This window comes from Actinopolyspora lacussalsi subsp. righensis (assembly GCF_900116555.1).
Lineage (GTDB): Bacteria > Actinomycetota > Actinomycetes > Mycobacteriales > Pseudonocardiaceae > Actinopolyspora > Actinopolyspora lacussalsi.
In genome coordinates this window covers 177,704-196,820 of the sequence record NZ_FPAT01000009.1, presented here as the reverse complement: position 1 = coordinate 196,820, position 19,117 = coordinate 177,704, and the positions used below count along the sequence as shown (strand labels likewise).

15 protein-coding genes and 1 tRNA gene are annotated in these 19,117 nt (G+C 68.3%); 10 read left to right on the top strand and 6 right to left on the bottom strand.

The genetic code is table 11. The features are described 5' to 3' along the window. Positions 1-72 precede the first annotated feature (72 nt). Both BM394_RS16740 and BM394_RS16735 read left to right on the top strand, forming a co-directional pair. On the top strand, positions 73-1,284 hold the full coding sequence (locus BM394_RS16740) for a PQQ-dependent sugar dehydrogenase (protein ID WP_217643550.1): 1,212 nt from the start codon (positions 73-75) through the stop codon (positions 1,282-1,284). A 172-nt stretch (positions 1,285-1,456) separates the two neighbouring features. Next, complete coding sequence (locus BM394_RS16735; RefSeq protein ID WP_092979562.1) at positions 1,457-2,008, top strand: thioesterase family protein; 552 nt, start codon at positions 1,457-1,459, stop codon at positions 2,006-2,008. Positions 2,009-2,119: 111 nt separating this feature from the next. On the opposite strand, the gene BM394_RS16730 is transcribed toward BM394_RS16735, so the two are convergent. Then, positions 2,120-2,728, bottom strand: a complete 609-nt coding sequence (locus BM394_RS16730; protein ID WP_139235249.1) for a TetR family transcriptional regulator — start codon at positions 2,726-2,728, stop codon at positions 2,120-2,122. 342 nt (positions 2,729-3,070) lie between these two features. After that, positions 3,071-4,039 carry an acyl-CoA desaturase gene (locus BM394_RS16725; RefSeq protein WP_092979560.1) on the bottom strand — a complete coding sequence of 323 codons (969 nt, stop codon included), beginning with the start codon at positions 4,037-4,039 and terminating at the stop codon, positions 3,071-3,073. Between the two features lie 450 nt (positions 4,040-4,489). Between BM394_RS16725 and BM394_RS16720 the strand changes: the two genes are divergently transcribed. From BM394_RS16720 to BM394_RS16705, 4 genes are all read left to right on the top strand, one after another. Next, positions 4,490-4,560 (top strand) — tRNA-Gln (locus BM394_RS16720). 62 nt (positions 4,561-4,622) lie between these two features. Then, complete coding sequence (locus BM394_RS16715) at positions 4,623-6,359, top strand: GGDEF domain-containing protein (protein WP_092979559.1); 1,737 nt, start codon at positions 4,623-4,625, stop codon at positions 6,357-6,359. Between the two features lie 412 nt (positions 6,360-6,771). Continuing rightward, positions 6,772-8,271, top strand: coding sequence for a bifunctional UDP-N-acetylglucosamine diphosphorylase/glucosamine-1-phosphate N-acetyltransferase GlmU (glmU, locus tag BM394_RS16710; protein WP_092979558.1), 1,500 nt, complete (start codon positions 6,772-6,774; stop codon positions 8,269-8,271). Positions 8,272-8,306: 35 nt separating this feature from the next. Continuing rightward, positions 8,307-9,293 carry a ribose-phosphate diphosphokinase gene (locus BM394_RS16705; protein WP_092923291.1) on the top strand — a complete coding sequence of 329 codons (987 nt, stop codon included), beginning with the start codon at positions 8,307-8,309 and terminating at the stop codon, positions 9,291-9,293. A gap of 117 nt (positions 9,294-9,410) precedes the next feature. Here the strand turns inward: BM394_RS16705 and BM394_RS16700 are convergent, their stop codons facing one another. Beyond that, the gene (locus BM394_RS16700; protein WP_092979557.1) at positions 9,411-10,682 is read right to left on the bottom strand and encodes an Nramp family divalent metal transporter; all 1,272 of its coding nucleotides are present in this window, start codon (positions 10,680-10,682) and stop codon (positions 9,411-9,413) included. 330 nt (positions 10,683-11,012) lie between these two features. Between BM394_RS16700 and BM394_RS16695 the strand changes: the two genes are divergently transcribed. From BM394_RS16695 to BM394_RS16680, 4 genes are all read left to right on the top strand, one after another. Next, on the top strand, positions 11,013-11,642 hold the full coding sequence (locus BM394_RS16695; protein WP_092979556.1) for a 50S ribosomal protein L25/general stress protein Ctc: 630 nt from the start codon (positions 11,013-11,015) through the stop codon (positions 11,640-11,642). 209 nt (positions 11,643-11,851) lie between these two features. Further along, a complete protein-coding gene (pth, locus tag BM394_RS16690; protein ID WP_092979555.1) occupies positions 11,852-12,442 on the top strand; it encodes an aminoacyl-tRNA hydrolase in 591 nt (196 codons plus the stop codon). A gap of 418 nt (positions 12,443-12,860) precedes the next feature. After that, positions 12,861-13,517 (top strand): hypothetical protein, encoded by a 657-nt coding sequence (locus BM394_RS16685; RefSeq protein ID WP_175530130.1) that lies wholly within the window; start codon positions 12,861-12,863, stop codon positions 13,515-13,517. Between the two features lie 196 nt (positions 13,518-13,713). Beyond that, the gene (locus BM394_RS16680; protein ID WP_092979553.1) at positions 13,714-14,157 is read left to right on the top strand and encodes a hypothetical protein; all 444 of its coding nucleotides are present in this window, start codon (positions 13,714-13,716) and stop codon (positions 14,155-14,157) included. 85 nt (positions 14,158-14,242) lie between these two features. Here the strand turns inward: BM394_RS16680 and BM394_RS16675 are convergent, their stop codons facing one another. The 3 genes from BM394_RS16675 to BM394_RS16665 form a co-directional block, all read right to left on the bottom strand. Beyond that, complete coding sequence (locus BM394_RS16675) at positions 14,243-15,907, bottom strand: fatty acyl-AMP ligase (RefSeq protein ID WP_217643549.1); 1,665 nt, start codon at positions 15,905-15,907, stop codon at positions 14,243-14,245. 192 nt (positions 15,908-16,099) lie between these two features. Beyond that, the gene (locus BM394_RS16670; protein WP_092979551.1) at positions 16,100-17,914 is read right to left on the bottom strand and encodes an ABC-F family ATP-binding cassette domain-containing protein; all 1,815 of its coding nucleotides are present in this window, start codon (positions 17,912-17,914) and stop codon (positions 16,100-16,102) included. Between the two features lie 188 nt (positions 17,915-18,102). Further along, on the bottom strand, positions 18,103-19,059 hold the full coding sequence (locus BM394_RS16665) for a 4-(cytidine 5'-diphospho)-2-C-methyl-D-erythritol kinase (protein ID WP_175530137.1): 957 nt from the start codon (positions 19,057-19,059) through the stop codon (positions 18,103-18,105). Positions 19,060-19,117 lie beyond the last annotated feature (58 nt).

Sequence of the window (19,117 nt, the reverse complement as noted above, 5' to 3'; positions counted from 1 at the left end):
ACACCGCACCACTCCGGGCGGGGCCCTGTCGTCCCGGTTCGCCGGGGCCGGAAACGATGCCAGGATGTGGGTATGGTCACACCCGATCGTTCACATCTTCCGAATCGACCGGTGATCTCCCGCCGTGCGGCGCTCTCCGGTATGGCGGGCACGTTGCTGCTGGGAGGCTGCGGCGGCGGGGAGACCGACGGTGAACGCACCACGCCCCCGGACCCCGCGCCGCCGCTGCGGGTGGAGGTGCTGTCCGATCGGCTGGAGCACGGTTGGGACGTGGGATTCCTGCCGAACGGTTCGGCACTCGTGACGCAGCGCCCCGGCCGACTGGCGGTGGTCGGTGATTCGGGGACCGGCACGGTTCGGGCGAACTTCGACGACCTGCTCGTTCGCGGGGAGGGCGGCCTCATGGGGCTGCTGGTGGACCCCGACTTCGACGAGAACCGGCGGTTCCTGACGTGCCAGACGCACCAGCGCGACGGCGAGGCGGTGGACATCAGGCTGGTCGACTGGCGGTTGTCCGCCGACGGACGGCGGGCCGAGCGGACCGGCACGTTGCTGACCGGCCTGCCGGTCAACCCCAGCGGCAGGCACTCGGGATGCAGACCGGTCCTCGGCCCCGACGGGAACCTGCTGGTGACCACCGGGGACACCGCGCGTCCCGACGTGGCGCAGGACCTCGGATCGCTGGGCGGCAAGGTGCTGCGGCTGCGGCCGGACACCGGTGCTCCCGCGCCGGACAACCCGATGGTCGGCGATCCGGATCCCGCCACCCGGTTGCTCTACACCTTCGGCCACCGCAATCCCCAGGGGATAACCGTGCGCGAGGACGGCGAGGTGTTCGTCGCCGAGCACGGCCCCGATGTGGACGACGAGCTGAACCGGCTGGTTCGGGGCGGCAACTACGGCTGGGACCCCTCACGGGGCGGGCGGAGCGGATACTACGACGAGTCGGTGCCGATGACCGATCGGGAGCGGTTCCCCGACGCGGTGCCCGCCGTGTGGACCTCGGGCGACGAGACCGTGGCGGTCTGCGACGCGACCTTCCTGCGCGGTTCGCGCTGGGGATCGCTGGAAGGGGTGCTCGCCGTCACGACGTTGAAGGGCAGCGAGTTGCTGTTGTTCCGACTGTCCGACAACGGTCGCTCGGTGCGGCGGATGTGGGTACCGAAGGAGCTGGACGGCACCCACGGCAGGTTGCGAGCCGCCACGCTCGGCCCGGACGACGCGCTGTACCTGACCACGTCGAACGGATCCGGCGATCAACTGCTGCGGGTCGCCCCGGCCTGACCCCGGGCTGCACCGTGCCGGTTCCGTTGGGCGAGGGCGAGCGAAGCACGGTGTGTCGGTGTTCACGGCCGGTTGTGGCGGGGGGATCGTCGAACCTAACGTTGTCTACTCGACAGTAACTTTTGCCGCTGATCCCACCGCGTTCCCGGCGCGGCACGGAAGGAACACCCCGATGAACATGCTGCTGCGCCTGGTCGTGCTCGCGGTCAAGACCGTGTTCGGCCGCAGGGTGCACCCGCTCGGCCCCTGCTACACGAACTTCCGGGTGGCGCCCACCGATCTGGACCTGCTGGGGCACATGAACAACGGTGTCTACTTCTCGATCTTCGATCTCGGGCGTATCGACCTGATGCTGCGCGCCGGAATACTGCGCAGGATACGGCCGAAGGGCTGGTACGCCGTGGTCACCAACGAGACCGGATCGTTCCGCCGCCCGCTGCGGCCCTTCCGCGCGTTCACGCTGCGCACCAGGATCATCGGCTGGGACGAACGACACCTGTTCATGGAGCACCGAGCGGTCAGCGGCGGAAAGCTCACCACCACGGCGGTGATCCAGCTCCGGTTCCTCTCCAAAACCGGTGAGCGGGTCACACCGGAACAGGTGGCGAACCTGCTGCCCGGCCCCGTGGAGCGTCCGGAACTGCCCGAATGGGTGGCCCAGTGGAGCAAGGCCGGTTACGAACACACCCGCGAACTCGAACAGGAAACCGACTCCTACGAGTGAGTGTAGGCATCTCGCCGTAGGTGGCCGCTTGGCGGAACCTCTCGCACGGCTCTCGCTGCGACGAGGTCCGACCTCGGGTAGCGACCCGCCGGGATCGAAGCGGGGAGCTCCTCACTCGGTGTCGTGGTCACGGCTGCGTAGCCGCGGATCGTGTTCCAGGTGCGAGAGACCGTTCCAGGCGAGGTTGACCAGGTGGGCGGCGACCTCGTCCCTGCCGGGCCGGTGCACCTCCAACCACCACTGCCCGGTCAGCGCCACCATCCCCACCAGCGCCTGGCTGTAGAGCGGGGCCAGCTCGGGATCGTAACCGCGGGCACTGAACTGGAGCCCGAAGATGTGCTCGACCTGGCTGGCTATGTCGTTGAGCAACCCGGAGAACGTTCCGGTGGTGCTGGCCACCGGAGAATCACGGACCAGAATCCGAAAGCCGTCCGTGGAATTGTCGATGTAGTCCAGCAGCGCGCAGGCCGCCTGTTCCAGCAGCTCGCGCGGATGCCCCGCCGACAGCGCGGAGACGACCCTGTCGAGCAGCGTCTGCATCTCGCGGTCCACGACCACGGCGTAGATGCCTTCCTTGCCGCCGAAATGCTCGTAGACCACCGGCTTGGAGACCTCGGCGCGATGGGCGATCTCCTCGATGGAGGCGCCGTCGAAGCCCTTCTCCGCGAACAGCGCCCTGGCGACGTCCAACAGCTGCTGCCGACGTTCCTTACCGGTCATCCGCACCCGGCCGGCCCCGCGGGAACCGTTGCCGCCGGAGGCACTGTCGGACCGGCCCCGTCCACGTCGCCGTACCGCCATGACAGATCACCCTACGTACCGGCGCGGCTGCCCGTGAACACGCCTTCGTCGTGGTGTCGGACCGGGATGTGCCGCGACCCGCGCACCGAAGCGGCCCGCGCACGGCCACGGGGACTCTCGCGGGCTCTCACCACTGGCGGGGCCGGCACGGGGCGGGAACACCACGCCACGTCGGTCCTCGCCACGCGAGAGCCCGCGAGAGAGTCCGCGACGGATCACCCCGGCGGACCGGGGTGACGAACTCCTGTCGGAGCGGTGGCCTCAGCCGTGCTCCTCGGTCACCGAGATGCGGGCGAGCCGCTGCTCGTTGGGCCAGCGGACCTTCCAGGCCCAGCCGAGCTTCTCCAGCATCCAGATCAACCGTGCCGAGATGTCGAGCTGCCCCTTGAGCACCCCGTGCCGCGCGCAGGTCGGATCGGCGTGGTGCGAGTTGTGCCAGGACTCGCCGAACGAGATCAGCGCCAGTGGCCAGAAGTTGGCGGCCTTGTCACGGCTCTTGAACGGACGCTCGCCGATCATGTGGCAGATGGAGTTCACCGACCAGGTGATGTGGTGCAGCACCGACACCCGGACCAGACCGGCCCAGAAGAACGCGGTGAGCGCTCCCCACCAGGACCAGGTGATCAGCCCGCCGAGCACGGCGGGGAGCACGAAGCTGGCCACGGTCCACAACGGGAAGAGCCTGTTGATCCGCTCGAGGACGCGGTCCTTGAGCAGGTCGGGAGCGAACCGGTCGACGTTGGTCACGTCACGTTCGAACAGCCAACCCATGTGGGCGTGCCAGAACCCCTTGGCCAGCGCCGTGGCGGAGCTGCCGAAGCGCCAGGGCGAGTGCGGGTCGCCCTCCCGGTCGGAGTAGGCGTGGTGCCTGCGGTGGTCGGCGACCCAGTTGATCACCGGCCCCTGCACCGCGCCCATGCCCGAGATGGCCAGCAGCACCTGTACGGCTCGGTTGGTCTTGAACGACCTGTGCGTGAACAGCCGGTGGAAACCGACGGTGACGCCGAGGCCGCTGAGTGCGTAGAAGACGATGGCCAACGAGATGTCCACCGCGCCGAGTCCCCACCCCCAGGCGAAGGGAACGGCCGCCACCAGGGCGAGCAGTGGAACTATCACGAACACATAAACCAGGGCCTGTGCGACGCGCGGGCGACTTCCCGCTGTAAGGGGTTTCGGAGCAGTGCGCCGGGGCGGCTGCTCCGCGGCCGCGCTCTCGGTCAGTGCGGTCATATCGCTACCTCAACTGGGGTCGGGAAACAGAGGTTGTACCGGTTGTTCGGAGCGGCCCGCTAACCGCGTGCACACCCCACGGCCGCGCGGATGACTCCCCGGCGCGACCGGAATGCACCATTCAGCCTACGACACCGTAACCTACGCCGGCGTAAGTTCCCGGGTTCCACCGCGCTCCCAAGCCTCACACCGGCAGTACCCCACTGCCACCCGGGCCGAGCGAGGAGAGCTTCCCGAATGGTGTGGCGGGGCATACCCAGGATGGGGCCGAACGAGCCGACCCCACAACATCCATCCGGCTACGGACACCGAAACCGGACATGACATCATGTGCTCGGGCACGACAGCGGACAGTCCGACATCGTCAGCGCGACGTGTAGTCGGTAGGCTGCGGTGTGGACATCGGTGACGCGGCACCGCGTCATCGGAAAGTGATGTCGTGTCGTGCGGTCCGCCGTAGTGTAAAGGCAGCACCTCGGATTTTGGTTCCGATAGTCCAGGTTCGAATCCTGGCGGCGGAGCGACCGGCACCCCGGTTGACAACACGCACCGGCCTGGCCCGGCCGGATTTGGCAGGGGGTGTGTGCCGCTGCGCGACGACGTGGTTGACGCGCGGGAGGGAGCGGCAACCTCGCTCGGTGAACTGTCCGACGCGTGGTTGGTCGGACGTGCGCGCGAACTGCAGGTCATCGGTCAGCACAGTGATCCACAAGCACGAGACGCCACTCGTCGGGAAGCGGACAACCTCCTCACCGAGGCCCGCCGGCGGGGGCATCCGAGAATGCTCGGGCAACTGCTGTGCTGCTGCGCGACGCTGCGCCTGTGCACGCCGGGCATGGCCGAACAAGCCGTCCCGCTGCTGGACGAGCTGCTGACGCACGCACGAAGACACCGGCTCGACGTACTTCGTGCCGACGCGCACGCCCTGCGCGGCAGGCTGGCCCTGCTCGACGGCAACGAGGACAACGCGCTGAACCAGGCGGCGGAAGCACTGGTGATCCTGGACGACGACCTGGTGCCGGACGCCGCGCTGGGCAGACGCTCCTGGGAACGGCTGCTGGCGACCTCGCTGATCGACATCGGTCTCGTGCTCACCCAACTGGGCGTGTTCGACATCGCCGACGAGGTGATGGCCCGAGCGCACCATCGGATCCGCGAGAGCGGCGGTCCGCACGAGATCGCCACCCACCTGATCAACCGGTGTCGGATGTTGCTCGGCTGGGGCCTGCGGCTGGAACGGATCGGCAAGCAGGACGACGCCGACGGCAGGTTCAGCACCGCCGCGCAGATAGCGGTCGCGGTGGACGGGCCGTGGCAGGAATCGTTGTTTCCCCGGGTCCCCGGCAGGAAGGCCGCGGAGCAGATGCCCGTGCTGGCGGCCGCCTGCGCGCTGGCGGAGCCGGACGGTTCGCACATCGACAAGCTGGAGGAGGTTTCCGATCCCGGGCTGGAACTGCCCGTGCAGGAAACGATCATCATAGCGATCGCGTTGGCACGTTGTTACGACAGCGCGGAACGTCCGGACGAGGCGACCAGGGTGCTTTCCGAGACGCGGCAGCGGGTCTGCGAGGACATCTCCGAACCCAGCCTGCGGATCTCGTTGGTACGCGAGTACGCCAGACGCGCCAGGCTCGATCCGGACAACACCGCCGTCGCCGTCGAGGAGTACGCCCAGGAGCTCGAATCGGAGCTGTGGACCATGCGCGCCTCGCGCAGCGCCACGCTGATGGCCCGCCTGGACCGGCAACGGCTGAACCGGCAGCACCACGCGATCACCAGGCAGGCCATGCACGACCCGCTCACCGGGCTGCCCAACCGCAGAGCGCTGGACGCGAAGCTGGAGAGCATGCTGCGTGAACCCGACGCGCAGCCGCTGTCGGTGGCACTGGTCGATCTGGACGGCTTCAAGGAGGTCAACGACCAGCTCTCGCACGCCGAGGGCGACGAGGTCCTCCGGGTCATCGCGCGCACGCTCAGCGACACGCTCCGCGCCGACGATCTCGTCTCGCGCTACGGTGGTGACGAGTTCGTGGTCCTGCTGCCCGGGGTGGAGCTGGAGGCCGCCGAGAGCGCGCTGACCCGCACGGTCAACGCCGTGTCCCGACTGCCCGGTTCACTGTCCCGGGGAGTGACGCTGTCCATCGGGGTGGTGGCGATGCTGCCCCAGGAGAGCGGCAGCGAGGTGCTGGCTCGTTCCGACACCGCGATGTACCAGTCGAAACGACGGGGCGGTAATCAGGTCGCGGCGATGTCCGGGGACGCGCACCACGGTGATCCCGCCGAACCGCCGGCCTGGATTCCACCCGAATCGGAGCAGTAGTCTTCCCGGTTCGCCGAGGTGCCCGGAAACCGGGACTCACGCTCCCCGCGGAGCGGTACGTGAGTCGCGACACCTCGGTGTCGCCGGGTATTCCGGGTGATGCCCGTTCCGGAGCCCGGGGCGCCCGGACCAACGCACGGACGAGCGGAAGGTGAACGCGCGAGAAACCACCCGAAAACCGCGCACGGAACGGACACGCGCGGTAACATTCCTCCCACCGGCACACCGCCACGTCATTACATACCGGGGCAGCGGTCCGATACAGTGTCCGAACAGTTACCCTTCACCCGATTGGACGTACAGGCACCGTCCTTACCGGGACTGCTACGGGTTCGGTCTCGCGGAGTCCGGCAGTAACCACGGGTGGCGGTGAGTCGGCGTCGAAACCGCTGGACTCCGAGGGAGAGCATCGATGCTCGAGGGCGTTTCGGCCCAGCCGCCTTCGGACGGCATGTCCTCCGACCCCGTGAGTGTGCTCGTGCTGGCCGCGGGCGAAGGCACTCGAATGAAATCCGCGACTCCGAAGGTGCTGCACCGGATCGCGGGCAGACCGCTGCTCGAGCATTCCGTCCGCGCCGCGGCGGGCGCGGAGCCGGACGAGTTGAGTGTGGTCATCGGGCACGGCAGGCAAGCCGTCGACGAACATCTCGCAGCGTTGCAGGACGGACTCGGTCGCCGCATCGAGACGGTGGTGCAGCGGGAACAGCTCGGCACCGGCCACGCGGTGCGCTGTGGCCGAGAGCAACGGGAATCCGCCGGGACCGTGCTGGTCACCTACGGTGATATTCCGCTGCTCGATTCCGCCACGATGCGGGCGCTGCTGCGTGAACACCGCCGATCCGGCAACGCGGTGACCCTGTTGACCGCCGTGGTGGAGCATCCGGCGGGTTACGGCCGGATCGTGCGCGACGCCGCGGGCGAGGTCACCTCCATTGTGGAGCAGAAGGACGCCACGCCCGAGCAGGCCGCGATCGACGAGATCAATTCCGGGGTCTACGCCTTCGACGCGCGTTTCCTCGACACCGCGCTGCGGCGGCTCTCCACGGACAATTCACAAGGTGAGCTGTATCTCACCGACGTGGTGGCGATAGCCCGCGGCGAGGGTCTCGGTGTGGGCGCACTGGTGTGCTCGGACAACTGGCTGGTCGAGGGGGTCAACGACCGCGTCCAGCTCGCCTCGGTGGGGGCCGAGCTCAACCGCAGGATGCTGCTGCACTGGATGCGCGAGGGTGTCACGATCACGGATCCGAACAGTGTGTGGTTGGACTGCGACGTGCGGCTCGGCCGGGACGTCGTGCTGGAACCGAACGTACGGCTGCGTGCGGGCACTACCGTGGAGGACGGCGCGAGCATCGGCCCGGAGACGACGCTGACCGCCTGCTCGATCGGCGCGGGCGCCGAGGTCGTGTCCACCCACGGCGAGCACGCCGAGGTCGCGGCCGGGGCCTCGGTGGGGCCGTTCGCCTATCTCCGTTCGGGCACCCGTCTCGGCGAGAACGGCAAGGTAGGTACTTTCGTCGAGGTGAAGAACGCCGACATCGGCACGGGGACCAAGGTTCCCCACCTGAGCTACGTCGGGGACGCCACTGTTGGCACGCACAGTAATATCGGAGCCGCCACGGTTTTCGTCAACTACGACGGCGTGGCCAAACACCACACGGTAATCGGCTCCCACGCACGTACTGGTGCCGACAACATGTTCGTGGCTCCTGTTCGGGTCGACGACGGCGCCTACACCGCCGCGGGCTCGGTCATCACTGATGATGTTCCCCCTGGTGCGATGGCGGTCGCCCGGGGGAAACAACGCAACATCGAAGGCTGGGTCGCCAAACGACGTCCCGGCACAGCCGCCGACGAGGCCGCCCAGCGTGCGCTGGCCGACCGTGAGAACTCCACCGAGAACGACGAGTGACACTCGAGCTTTCCAGCCGTCAACGGGAGGGGACGATGACCGTGAGTGCGATGTCCGCGACTCCGAAGAAAAGCCTCAAACTCTTTTCCGGCCGCAGTCATCCGGAATTGGCCGAGGAGGTCGCCAAGCATCTGGACGTTACGGTCACACCGCAGGCGGCCTACGAGTTCGCCAACGGCGAGATATTCGTCCGCTACGACGAGTCGGTACGCGGTTGCGACGCGTTCGTGATCCAGTCGCACAGCAGCCCCATCAACGAGGCCGTGATGGAGCAGCTGGTCATGGTGGACGCGCTCAAGCGCGGTAGCGCCAAGCGCATCACGGTGGTCCTGCCGTTCTACGGCTACGCCAGGCAGGACAAGAAGCACAAGGGCCGCGAGCCCATCTCGGCACGGTTGATGGCCGATCTGTTCAAGACCGCCGGTGCCGACCGCATCCTGACCGTGGACCTGCACACCGACCAGATCCAGGGCTTCTTCGACGGCCCGGTGGACCACCTGCTGGCCCAGACCGTGCTCTCCGACTACGTCAGGGACGCCTACTCCGAGGAACGGATCACGGTCGTCTCCCCGGACTCCGGCCGGGTGCGCGTGGCCGAGAAGTGGGCGGACAACCTGGGGGGTACGCCGCTGGCCTTCATCCACAAGACCCGCGACCCGACCAAGCCCAACGAGGTGGTGGCCAACCGCGTGGTGGGCGACGTGGAGAACCGGCTGTGCGTGCTGGTCGACGACATGATCGACACCGGCGGGACGATCGTGAAGGCCACCGAACAGCTGCTGGAAGCCGGCGCCAAGGACGTGATCATCGCCGCGACGCACGGCGTGCTGTCCGGCCCGGCCGTGGAACGGCTCTCCAACAGCGGAGCCAAGCAGGTGGTGCTGACCAACACCCTGCCGATCCCCGAGGAGAAGCGGTTCGAGAAGCTCACGGTGCTCTCTATCGCTCCGCTGATCGCCAAGGCGGTGCACCAGGTGTTCGAGGACGGCTCGGTGACCGGGCTGTTCAACGGCCAGGCCTGAGCGGCCCCCCTGCGTGAACCCCCTGCGCGGCCACCCCTTAGCGGCCGGGGGCGCGGCGATTTCGCGAGAAATTGACGCGCCCCGAGCACGGTGGACGACCGAGTCGACAAGGTCCTGTCAGGAGACGTAGCCGATCAGCTTGTCCAGGGCCAGCACGACGAACAGCACCAGGCACAGTGCCAACACCGTGTTGGACAACCACCGCGAGCGGTGGGCGGCCGGCATCCGCCCCGAGTTCAGCAGCACCAGCAGCGTCCCGGCCAGGAACGGCATGAACAGCGCGCCCAGCACCCCGTAGGCGATGGTGAGCTGGAACGGCTTGTCCAGGAACAACAACGACATCGGGGGAACGGTCAACCACAGCACGTACCCGCGGAACGGCCAACTGCGCATCCCCACCGTGCTCCCGGGATCCGAACCGGTTTCCCCGCGTGACCACCAAGTACGCCACCAGTCGGCGAACAGCAGGCTCACCCCGTTCCACACACCCAGCAGGGATGTGAACGTCACCGCCAGGAATCCGACCAGGAACGGCAGCCGCGCCCACTGCCCGTAATCCGCGGCCAGTCGCTGCCCGAGTTCGAGCAGGCCGCGGTCACCATCGGCCATGCCCTGCCCCAGCAGCAGTTCGGATCCCACGATCAGCATCGCCACCACGAAGACGCCGGTGGTGATGTAGCCGACCGCGTTGTCGGTGCGCATGAACGGGATCCAACGCGGGGTTCGCCACCCCTTCGCCATGGTCCAGTAACCGTAGGCGGCCATCGTGATCGTGCCGCCGACACCTCCCATCAGGCCCAGCACATAGGCCAGTGACCCCTCCGGTAGCCGGGGGACGATCCCGCCGCCGAGCGCGACGAGATTCGGTCCGACCAGCACCGCGGTCCCCACCACGGCCACGAACATGACGCCGACCAGGATCGTCATCAGCCGTTCCAGCAGCCGGTACCGGCCCAGCCACACCAGCACCAGGCCGACCACACCGCAGATCATCCCCCAGTAGCGCACGGACAGCGCCGGGAACAGCGCGTTCAGCGGCAGGCCGGTGGCCGACATGGCGGTAGCGCCGTAGACGAAGCCCCACAGCACGATGTAGACGCCGAAGAACCCGGTGGCCCAGCGTCCGAGCGAGCGCCAACCGGCGAGAATGGTGCTGCCGGACCCGAGGTGCCAGCGTCCCACCGCCTCGCCGATCCCCATCTTGAAAACGGTGCCGAGCAGGATCGCCCAGAACAGCGCGTACCCGAAGCGGGATCCCGCCACCAGTGTGGCGACCAGGTCACCCGCCCCGACGCCGGTGGCGGCTGCCATGATGCCCGGCCCGACGCGCCGGAGCCTGCTGCGCCAGTCCGTGCTCGCTGGCTCACTCGCGGTGATCTCGGCAGTCATGCGAGCCAACCTAGTATCGCGCGGGCGGGCAGGAAAGACGTTGACAGCGAAGCCTGTTCGGATCCACCCCGGGTGCTTCACCCCCGGCCGGTTAACCAGCCGGAACGGTCGCCGCATACAATGGCCTGGTTGCCTCGGCGAGGTCGGGTCCCAGAACTCGGCGTTATCGGCGTGGCGGCTGGTGGTCACCGGTGGCGCACCGGTGCACCGCTCCGGCTCCCAGGGTTTCGGCAGAGCGTTCGGCGCCCCGACCGCCAGACCAGTCGCGCGTCGCGCCGCCGCAGGACAGCGACTGATGCACACCATCCCTGAGCCAAGGAGTACGTCACCGTGTCCGAAGTACGTCTCGCAGCGGAACAGCGCAACGAGTTCGGCAAGGGAGCCGCCCGCAGGTACCGCCGGGCGGGCAAGATCCCCGCGGTGCTCTACGGCCACGGTTCCGACCCGAAGCACCTCTCGCTGCCCACCGTGGATTTCGCCCGCGTGGTCCGCGAGAACGGCCGCAACGCCGTGCTGACCCTCGATGTGACGGGCGGCAAGAGCGAGCTCGCCCTGTGCAAGGAGATCACCACTCACCCGACCAAGAACTACATCGAGCACGTGGACCTGCTGCTGGTCAAGCGCGGCGAGAAGGTCACCGTCAACGTGCCGGTCGTGGTCACCGGTGAGGCCGCTCCCGGAACCCTGGTCGCCCAGGACGCGAACGAGATCCAGCTCGAGGTCGAGGCCACCCACATCCCGGAGCAGCTGGAGATCTCGATCCAGGGTGTCGAGGCCGGCACCCAGATCCACGCCCCGGACGTGACCCTGCCGCGCGGCGCCACGCTGCAGAGCAGCGAGGACGTCCTGGTCGTAAACATCTCCGAGGCCCCGACCGAGGCCGAGATGGAGTCGGAGATCGACACCAGCGGTGCCGGGGTCGTCGAGGAGGCTTCCGAAGAGGAGACCGCGAGCCAGTGATCGCCTTTTGGTGACGCTTCCTCAGCTCGGCCTTCGCGGCCGCTTACGTGGCGGAACCTCTCGCACGGCTCTCGCCGCGGCCAGGCTGTGAGAGGCCGTTCTCGACGGGCCTGTCGAGGCGTGACAAAGTTCCACCGGAACAACGGGTGTGGCCGCACGGATCGACTCGCGTGGCCACACCCTCTGGTACCGGCTGATCCGAGGATGTCGTGAGTACACGGGACAGTGAAGACGCGGACCGACTCGCACTGATCGTCGGGCTGGGGAATCCGGGACCTCGCTACGCGGGCAACCGACACAACGTGGGATTCCTGGTGGCCGACGAGCTGGCCGAACGCGTCGGTGGCAAGTTCAAACGGCACAAGTCCGGGGCCGACATCGCCGAGGGCAGACTGGACGGTACCCGTGTCGCGCTGGCCAAGTCCCGCTCACTGATGAACCTGTCCGGCGGCCCCGTGGCGGGAGCCGCCCGGTTCTACAAGATCGCTCCGGAGTCGGTGATCGTGATCCACGACGAGCTGGACCTCGCATACGGCACCGTCCGACTGAAGCGGGGCGGCGGCGAGAACGGCCACAACGGGCTCCGCTCCATCAGCAAGTCGCTCGGCACTCGCGACTATCTGCGGGTGCGGTTCGGGGTGGACCGCCCGCCGGGGCGGATGGATCCGGCCGACTACGTGCTGCGCGACTTCTCGCGCACCGAGCGTTCCGAACTCGGGTTCTTCGTCGATCGCTGCGCCGACGCGGTGTCGACACTGGCGGCCAAGGGCCTGGAGGCCGCGCAGAACGAGTTCCACTGACGGGGTCCCGATCGCGCTGCCGCTGTCCCGATCGCGCTGCCGGGCTACCCCGCCGTGCGATCCGGCCACGCACATTTCGCGAGAAATCGACGCCACCCGTAGGGACAACCACCATTCTCACCGAGCCGGACGACGATTTCGCGAGAAATTCACACCCCTCGCGGAGCCGTTTCGGATCGTCCGAGCGAACCGAACCTCACCTCGTCGAACAGACATAGTTCGGACGGTGTAACTCCTGTTCCGGGATGTGATCACCATTGACCGGGAAGGGTCACGATGGTTCTCGATAGTGGACCACTGTTTGCGGGAGCATCACGCCCTCACCAAGGTCTCGGTCGTCACAGGCACCGTTCGGACTCGAATGTGAGGACAAATCGTGTTGTGGAATCGTCGTGTGTTTCGCCGCGCCGTCATCGGCGTGACCGGGGTGGTCGCCCTGACCGTCACACCGGCCGTACCGGCGGCACTGGCCACGTCCCCGGCGACCTCGCAGGTGGAGGAGTCGAGCTCGACGAAGGGTATCGAGGAGCTTGCCTTCGCTTCATCCGGTATGGAGCTCAAGCTGGGTGACGGGAACTTCGTGATTCCGCTGACGGGCTCGGTGATCATGGAAGGCGAGCTCCCGCTGACACCGGGACAGACCACTTCCATCGATATCAGAAACCTGAAAGCACACTCGATTTCCCCTGAAGACGCATCTCCCCGGCGGAGTTCTCCGACCCAGCGGGATCTCGGACGGGTTCGCGTCGAACAGAACACCGACGCGAACAGTTCACTGACCATGATCCGGCAATTCCCGCCGAGGTTCGTGCAGCCCCTGGTCACCGGCTTGGAGATCTCGATCGAGAACCCGCCCGAAGGCCTGCGGGAGCAGGTGGATCCTCGTGGAACACGGCAAGAACCTCTTGTCCTGACCACGAAGAAGCCGATCGAACTGGTCGGCCGGCTCGAGAGTTTCCCGCCCAGGGGTGCGAAGTACGAACCGCGGGAACCCGTCGAGCTCGTTCCGGAGGACGACTCGAGTACAACGATAGGCCGTATTCTCGACCTCCCCGTGACGATCGATGTTCTCTGACCCTCACATCACACGGTGGCCCGATCTCCTGCCGTACCGTGGAGATCGGGCCGACGTGCGTATCGGGACCTCCCGGACTAGATCCGCCCGGGACGGGATCTCCGTAGCGCGCGACCGGGCCGTCCCGATTCCCGACTCGCACCTCGGTTCGGAAGACCGATGAGCCGGTGCGTCGATCAAGGAGCGGCGTCCAACCGTGGAAGACCTCGCGAGCGAGCTCGCCACACTGCTGCTGGGCGGCACTCCTTGGTTGGTCCTCGGCAAGTTCCTGCACTGGCTCGCGACGGGACGAGTCTCGCTCGCGCGACGCGGATCCAGCGGGGTGAGGGTCGAGCTCGTGGGCTGGCTGCTGCTGGCGACGCTGGACGCCCACACCGCCGCGCTGTGGTCCGGCATCGCCAACCAGCCGGAAGACGTGTGCGAACCGACCGCGTGGGAGCCGACACCCGGTGTCCGCATCGAGAGCAGTTCCTTGTTCGACTACCCGGTCACCACACACTGCGTGTGGCCCGACGGGCACACCATGGGCCTGGTGCCCTGGCAACTCAACGCCGCTACCCTGCTGCTTTTCACAGCGACGGTAGCGGTCATCGTGCACACCGCCGTCCGCACCCACCGCCACCGAAGCACACGACGGTAGACCGTGCGGCAGACGCGAGTCGCGCTCCGTCCGAGTGGGACTCGGCCGATCGGTTCCGCCTGCGGGGAGGGCACCACCGAGAGGGTCAGGACAGCAGCTCGGCACCGGCACCGCGCCGGAGTTTGCCGGAGGGCGTCTTGGGCAGCGAGCCCGGCGCGACCACCAGCACTGTGGAAGGACGCGCACCCACCTCGCCGAATATCTTCGCGGCGACCTCCTTGCGCAGCCGGCGTTCCTCGGTCTCGTCGCCCGCGGAACGGGACTCCACGATCACCGCGAAGTGCTCGCGGCGCGTATCGGCGTCCCTGCGCACGGCAGCGGCGTTTCCGGCACGCACACCGGGGACCGCGCAGGCGGCCCGCTCGATGTCGGCGGGATGCACGTTGCGACCACCGAGCACGATCACTTCCTTGCGGCGCCCGCACACCACCAGCTGCCCGTCCACCAGGTAGCCCTCGTCACCGGTGTCCAGCCAACCGGTCTCGTCGGTGGCCGCTACCGGCCCGTGCACCATCAGGTACCCGGGTGTCACGGCGGCACCACGGATCAGCAGACCACCCACGCTGCGTTCCGGCAGCGGCGAACAGGACTCGTCGACCACCACGACCTCCATCCCGGGAAGCGGGGGGCCGAGTTTCGCGAACCCGCGTACCCCGGCCGTTCCCGCGTCGGTGGGAACGGCCCGCCGACGCGACCGGAGCTCCTCCGGGTCCACGGTGTCCACGCTCATACCGGTGTCGGCGGGCGCGAACGAGACGGCCAGGGTCGCCTCGGCCATGCCGAAGGCGCACACGACGCTTTCCGGCCGCAGCCCGAATCCGGCTCCCGCGGCGAGGAACCGCTCCACCGTGTCGGGATCCACCGGCTCGGCACCGTTGAGGACGAACCGCAGCGTGGACAGGTCGAACTCACCCTGCTCGGCTCGTTCCATGCCACGTGCCGCGATGGCGTAGGCGAAGTTCGGCGCGGCGGTGACGGTTCCGCCGTACCGCCCGATCAGATCCGGCCACAGCGAGGGCCGCGCCAGGAAGTCGGCCGGGGTGACCTTGACCAGCCGCATGCCCAGGGCCATCGGCACGGCCAGACAACCGACCATGCCCATGTCGTGGAACAGCGGCAGCCACGAGACCGCCACGTCGTGCTCGGGGGACAACCGTGCGGCGGCCGTGATCGCGCGGGTGTTGTGGTGGAGATTGCCGTGCGTGATCCGCACCGCCTTGGGCTCTGCCGAGGAGCCGCTGGTCAATTGCAGCAGCGCGAGGTCGTCCTCGCCGGTGGGGACCTCCTCGGTCGGCGTGGTGTCCGCCCGCGAGAGCTCGTCCAGTTCGCGGAACCGGATGCCCTGCTCGGCCAGCACCGGGGCGAACTCGCGGAACGGCTCGCCGAGCAGCACCAGCCTGGCATCGATCATCCGGGTGACGCGCAGTGTGTCGGCGGCCCAGACCTCGAGATCGGTGCGCGGCGTGGGCTGGTGCAGCATCGTCACCGAAGCACCCGCCAGCCAGACCGCCTGCACCGCGGGGACCACGAAGTCCGGTCTCGCGGCGAGGACCGCCACCGCGTCACCACGGCGCACCGGCGGGAACTCCGCGGCGGAACGCAGCGCGGCCGACATCCGCAACGCGCACTCGCGCACCTGCCACCAGCTCCGGCAGCGGGGCGCGTCCGGCTCACCGGTGACCAGGCCGCGAGTGCCGGGACCGTGATCCGCGGCGGCCGCGGCGGCCACCATTTTCGTGAAGTGGCTCACACTTCCAGTCTACTTCGCGCCGGAACGGATCTCGTTACCTCCGTCGGTGGATCGCGCTGCGAAACACCGTCCATCCCCGCTACCGCTGCCCATTCCCGCTGCCGCCGCGAGGTGAGCGTCGATTTCTCGCGAAATCGACGGACCGGCACCGTCCTCGCGGCGTCGATTTCTCGCGAAATCGCCGTGCCCGGTTCACTCCAGGCTGTCGGCCAGCTCCATCCAGCGGGACTCGATGTCGTCCTTCTGCTCCCGCAGCTCCCGAAGCTGCGAATTCAGCTGCTGCAACCGCTCCGGTTCGGTGGCGGCCTCGGCGAGCTGGCTGTGCAGTTCCTCCTCGCGCCCGGAGAGCTTGTCGAGCTGGCGTTCCAGCCGGGAGAGCTCCTTGCGCGCGGCGCGGTCCTCCGCACCGGACAGCCCGTTCGACTTGGCCTTCCCGCCCTGCGCGGCCCCCGTGGAGCCGCCGGAGTCCTGCTGCTGCTTGCCGAGCGCCTGGTCCCCGCCCTCCAGCAGCGAGCGTCGCCTGTTCAGGTACTCGTCGATCCCACCCGGCAGGTGGGTGATGTTGCCGTCGCCGAACAGCGCGACCACGTTGTCGCAGACCCGTTCCACCAGGTAGCGATCGTGCGAGACCACCACCAAGGTGCCGGGCCAGCCGTCCAGCAGGTCCTCCAGCTGCTGCAGGGTGTCGATGTCGAGATCGTTGGTGGGCTCGTCGAGCACGAGCACGTTGGGCTCGTCCATCAACAGCCTCGCCAGCTGCAACCTGCGGCGCTCACCGCCGGAGAGGTCCTCGACCCTGGTCCATTGCCTGCCCTTGCCGAAGCCGAACCGCTCGCCCAGCTGGGAGGCGGTCAGTTCGTACTTGCCGAGCGTGACCTGTTTGGCGACGTCCTCGATGGCCTCCAGCACGCGCCACTTACCGGGCAGGTCGTGCAGCTCCTGGGTGAGGTGGGCCAGCCGGACCGTCTTGCCCTCGACCCGCTTGCCACCGTCCGGTTCCCGCTCCCCTGCCAGCAACCGCAGCAGCGTCGTCTTGCCGGAACCGTTCACCCCGACCAGACCGATCCGATCGCCCGGTCCGAGTCGCCAGGTCACGTTGTCCAGCAGCTTGCGCTCGGCGACCCGGAGGTCGACGTCCTCCAGCTCGACGACCGTGTTTCCCAACCGGCGCTTGGCGAACGAGACGAGCTCCACGGTGTCCCTGGGTTCGGGGACGTCGGAGATCAGGGCCTCGGCCGCTTCCACCCGGAACTTGGGCTTGGAGGTCCGGGCCTTGGCGCCGCGTTGCAGCCAGGCGAGTTCCTTGCGCGCCAGGTTGCGGCGCTTCTCCTCGGTCTGCTGCGCGATCCTGGCCCGCTCGGCCCTGGCGTAGACCCAGTCGGCGTAACCACCCTCGTACTGCTCCACCCGGCCGTCCACGACCTCCCAGGTGCGGTTGCACACCTCGTCGAGGAACCAGCGGTCGTGGGTGACGATCACCAGTGCGCAACGCCGCGACAGCAGGTGGTCGGCCAGCCAGCGCACCCCTTCGACGTCGAGGTGGTTGGTCGGCTCGTCCAGCACGAGCAGGTCGAGCTCGCGCACCAGTGCGGCGGCCAGCGCGACCCGGCGGCGCTCCCCACCGGAGAACTCGGCGACCCTGTTGTCCAGGCCGAGCCCGGTGATGCCGAGCCCGTTGAGCACGGAGCGCACCTTGGGATCGGCGGCCCACTCGTGCTCGGCGGTGAAGCCCTGCGGGTCCAGTACCGCGTTGCGCACCGTCGCGTCGGTGGGCAGCTCGGTGCGCTGCGTCACGACCGCGCTGCGCAGGTCGCGGGTGTGGTTGACCCGTCCGGCGTCGGGTTCTTCGATGCCGGTCAGTATCTCCAGCAGGGTCGTCTTGCCGCCGCCGTTGAGTCCGACGACCCCGATGCGGTCGGTCTCGGTCACGCCGAGCGAGACCCCGTCCAGCAGCGGCCGGACCCCGTGGCTCTTCTCGACCGATTCCAGGTTGATCAGGTTGGCCATCGAGTGTTGGTCACTCCGTCGACTTCGAGTATGCGCGGAACAGGCCGCGGACGTTGCGGGTCCGGACCATCGATTTCATTGCGCGGGCGGGTCGGTGCGCGGTTGGATCGGTGCGCTGACGGGCCCACCGGCGGCCGGGATCCCGTGACCGCTTCGCGGCCACGGTCGGCGTCACGCCCGACCCGGATTCACGCGTGCACCTGCGGCGGAGTGGGTGGGCGATCGACGTGCTCGTCGCCGACCAGCCGTGCTCCCGGAACGGGTCCCTGCGCCACTCGCACGGTCCGGCAGACCCCGGCCCCGGAGAGCTCGGCGGCGATGCGCACCGCCTCGTCCCCGTCGGTACACAGGAAGGCGCAGGTGGGCCCGGAGCCGGACACGATTCCGGCCAGGGCTCCCGCGTCCACCCCGGCACGCAGCGTCCGCCGCAGTCCCGGACGCAGCGAGACCGCCGCGGCCTGCAGATCGTTGCCCAGCAGCAGGGCGAGTTCGCGGGGATCGCCCGAGGCGAACGCCTCCAGCAGCGGTTCGACCTCGCCCACGCGGTTGTCCGAGTTGCGCCGCAACCGGTCCAGCTCGGTGTACACCTCCGGTGTCCCGAGTCCTTCGCCGTGCAGCGCGATCACCCAGTGATAAGTGTGTCGGGCCAGCACGGGCACCAGCCGCTCACCACGACCGGTGCCGAGCGCGGTACCACCCTGCAGGGCGAACGGCACGTCGCTGCCGAGTCGGCCCGCTATCCCGGAGAGCTCGTCACGGCCGAGTTCGAGCTTCCACAACGCGTTCAGCGCGAACAGCGTGGCGGCGGCGTCGGCACTACCGCCCGCCATGCCGCCCGCGACCGGTATCCCTTTGTTGATCGAGATGTGGACACCGGTCTCGTCGGGATCCCTGCCACTGGCACGGGCGAGTTCGAGCACGGCTCGCCAGGCCAGGTTGTCGGAATCCAACGGCACGTTTTCCGAGCCCTCGCCGTGCACCTCGATGCCCGGCTCGTCGGAACTGCGTACCGTGATCTCGTCGGTCAGCGACAGCGCCTGGAAAACGGTCACCAGCTCGTGATAACCGTCCTGGCGACTGTCGCCGACCGAGAGATGCAGGTTCACCTTCGCCGGGACCCGGACGGTGATCGGGGTCGGTACCACGGACAGCACACCCCCAGGGTACGTGTTCGTGCCGCGCACGTTCAGGTGTGCGTCGTCC

Bases quoted from the DNA above. Each gene is read 5' to 3' on its own strand.
- BM394_RS16740 (WP_217643550.1), top strand. From the start codon at position 73: ATGGTCACACCCGATCGTTCACATCTTCCGAATCGACCGGTGATCTCC.
- BM394_RS16735 (WP_092979562.1), top strand. From the start codon at position 1,457: ATGAACATGCTGCTGCGCCTGGTCGTGCTCGCGGTCAAGACCGTGTTC.
- BM394_RS16730 (WP_139235249.1), bottom strand. From the start codon at position 2,728: ATGACCGGTAAGGAACGTCGGCAGCAGCTGTTGGACGTCGCCAGGGCG.
- BM394_RS16725 (WP_092979560.1), bottom strand. From the start codon at position 4,039: ATGACCGCACTGACCGAGAGCGCGGCCGCGGAGCAGCCGCCCCGGCGC.
- glmU (WP_092979558.1), top strand. From the start codon at position 6,772: ATGCTCGAGGGCGTTTCGGCCCAGCCGCCTTCGGACGGCATGTCCTCC.
- BM394_RS16705 (WP_092923291.1), top strand. From the start codon at position 8,307: ATGACCGTGAGTGCGATGTCCGCGACTCCGAAGAAAAGCCTCAAACTC.
- BM394_RS16700 (WP_092979557.1), bottom strand. From the start codon at position 10,682: ATGACTGCCGAGATCACCGCGAGTGAGCCAGCGAGCACGGACTGGCGC.
- BM394_RS16670 (WP_092979551.1), bottom strand. From the start codon at position 17,914: ATGGCCAACCTGATCAACCTGGAATCGGTCGAGAAGAGCCACGGGGTC.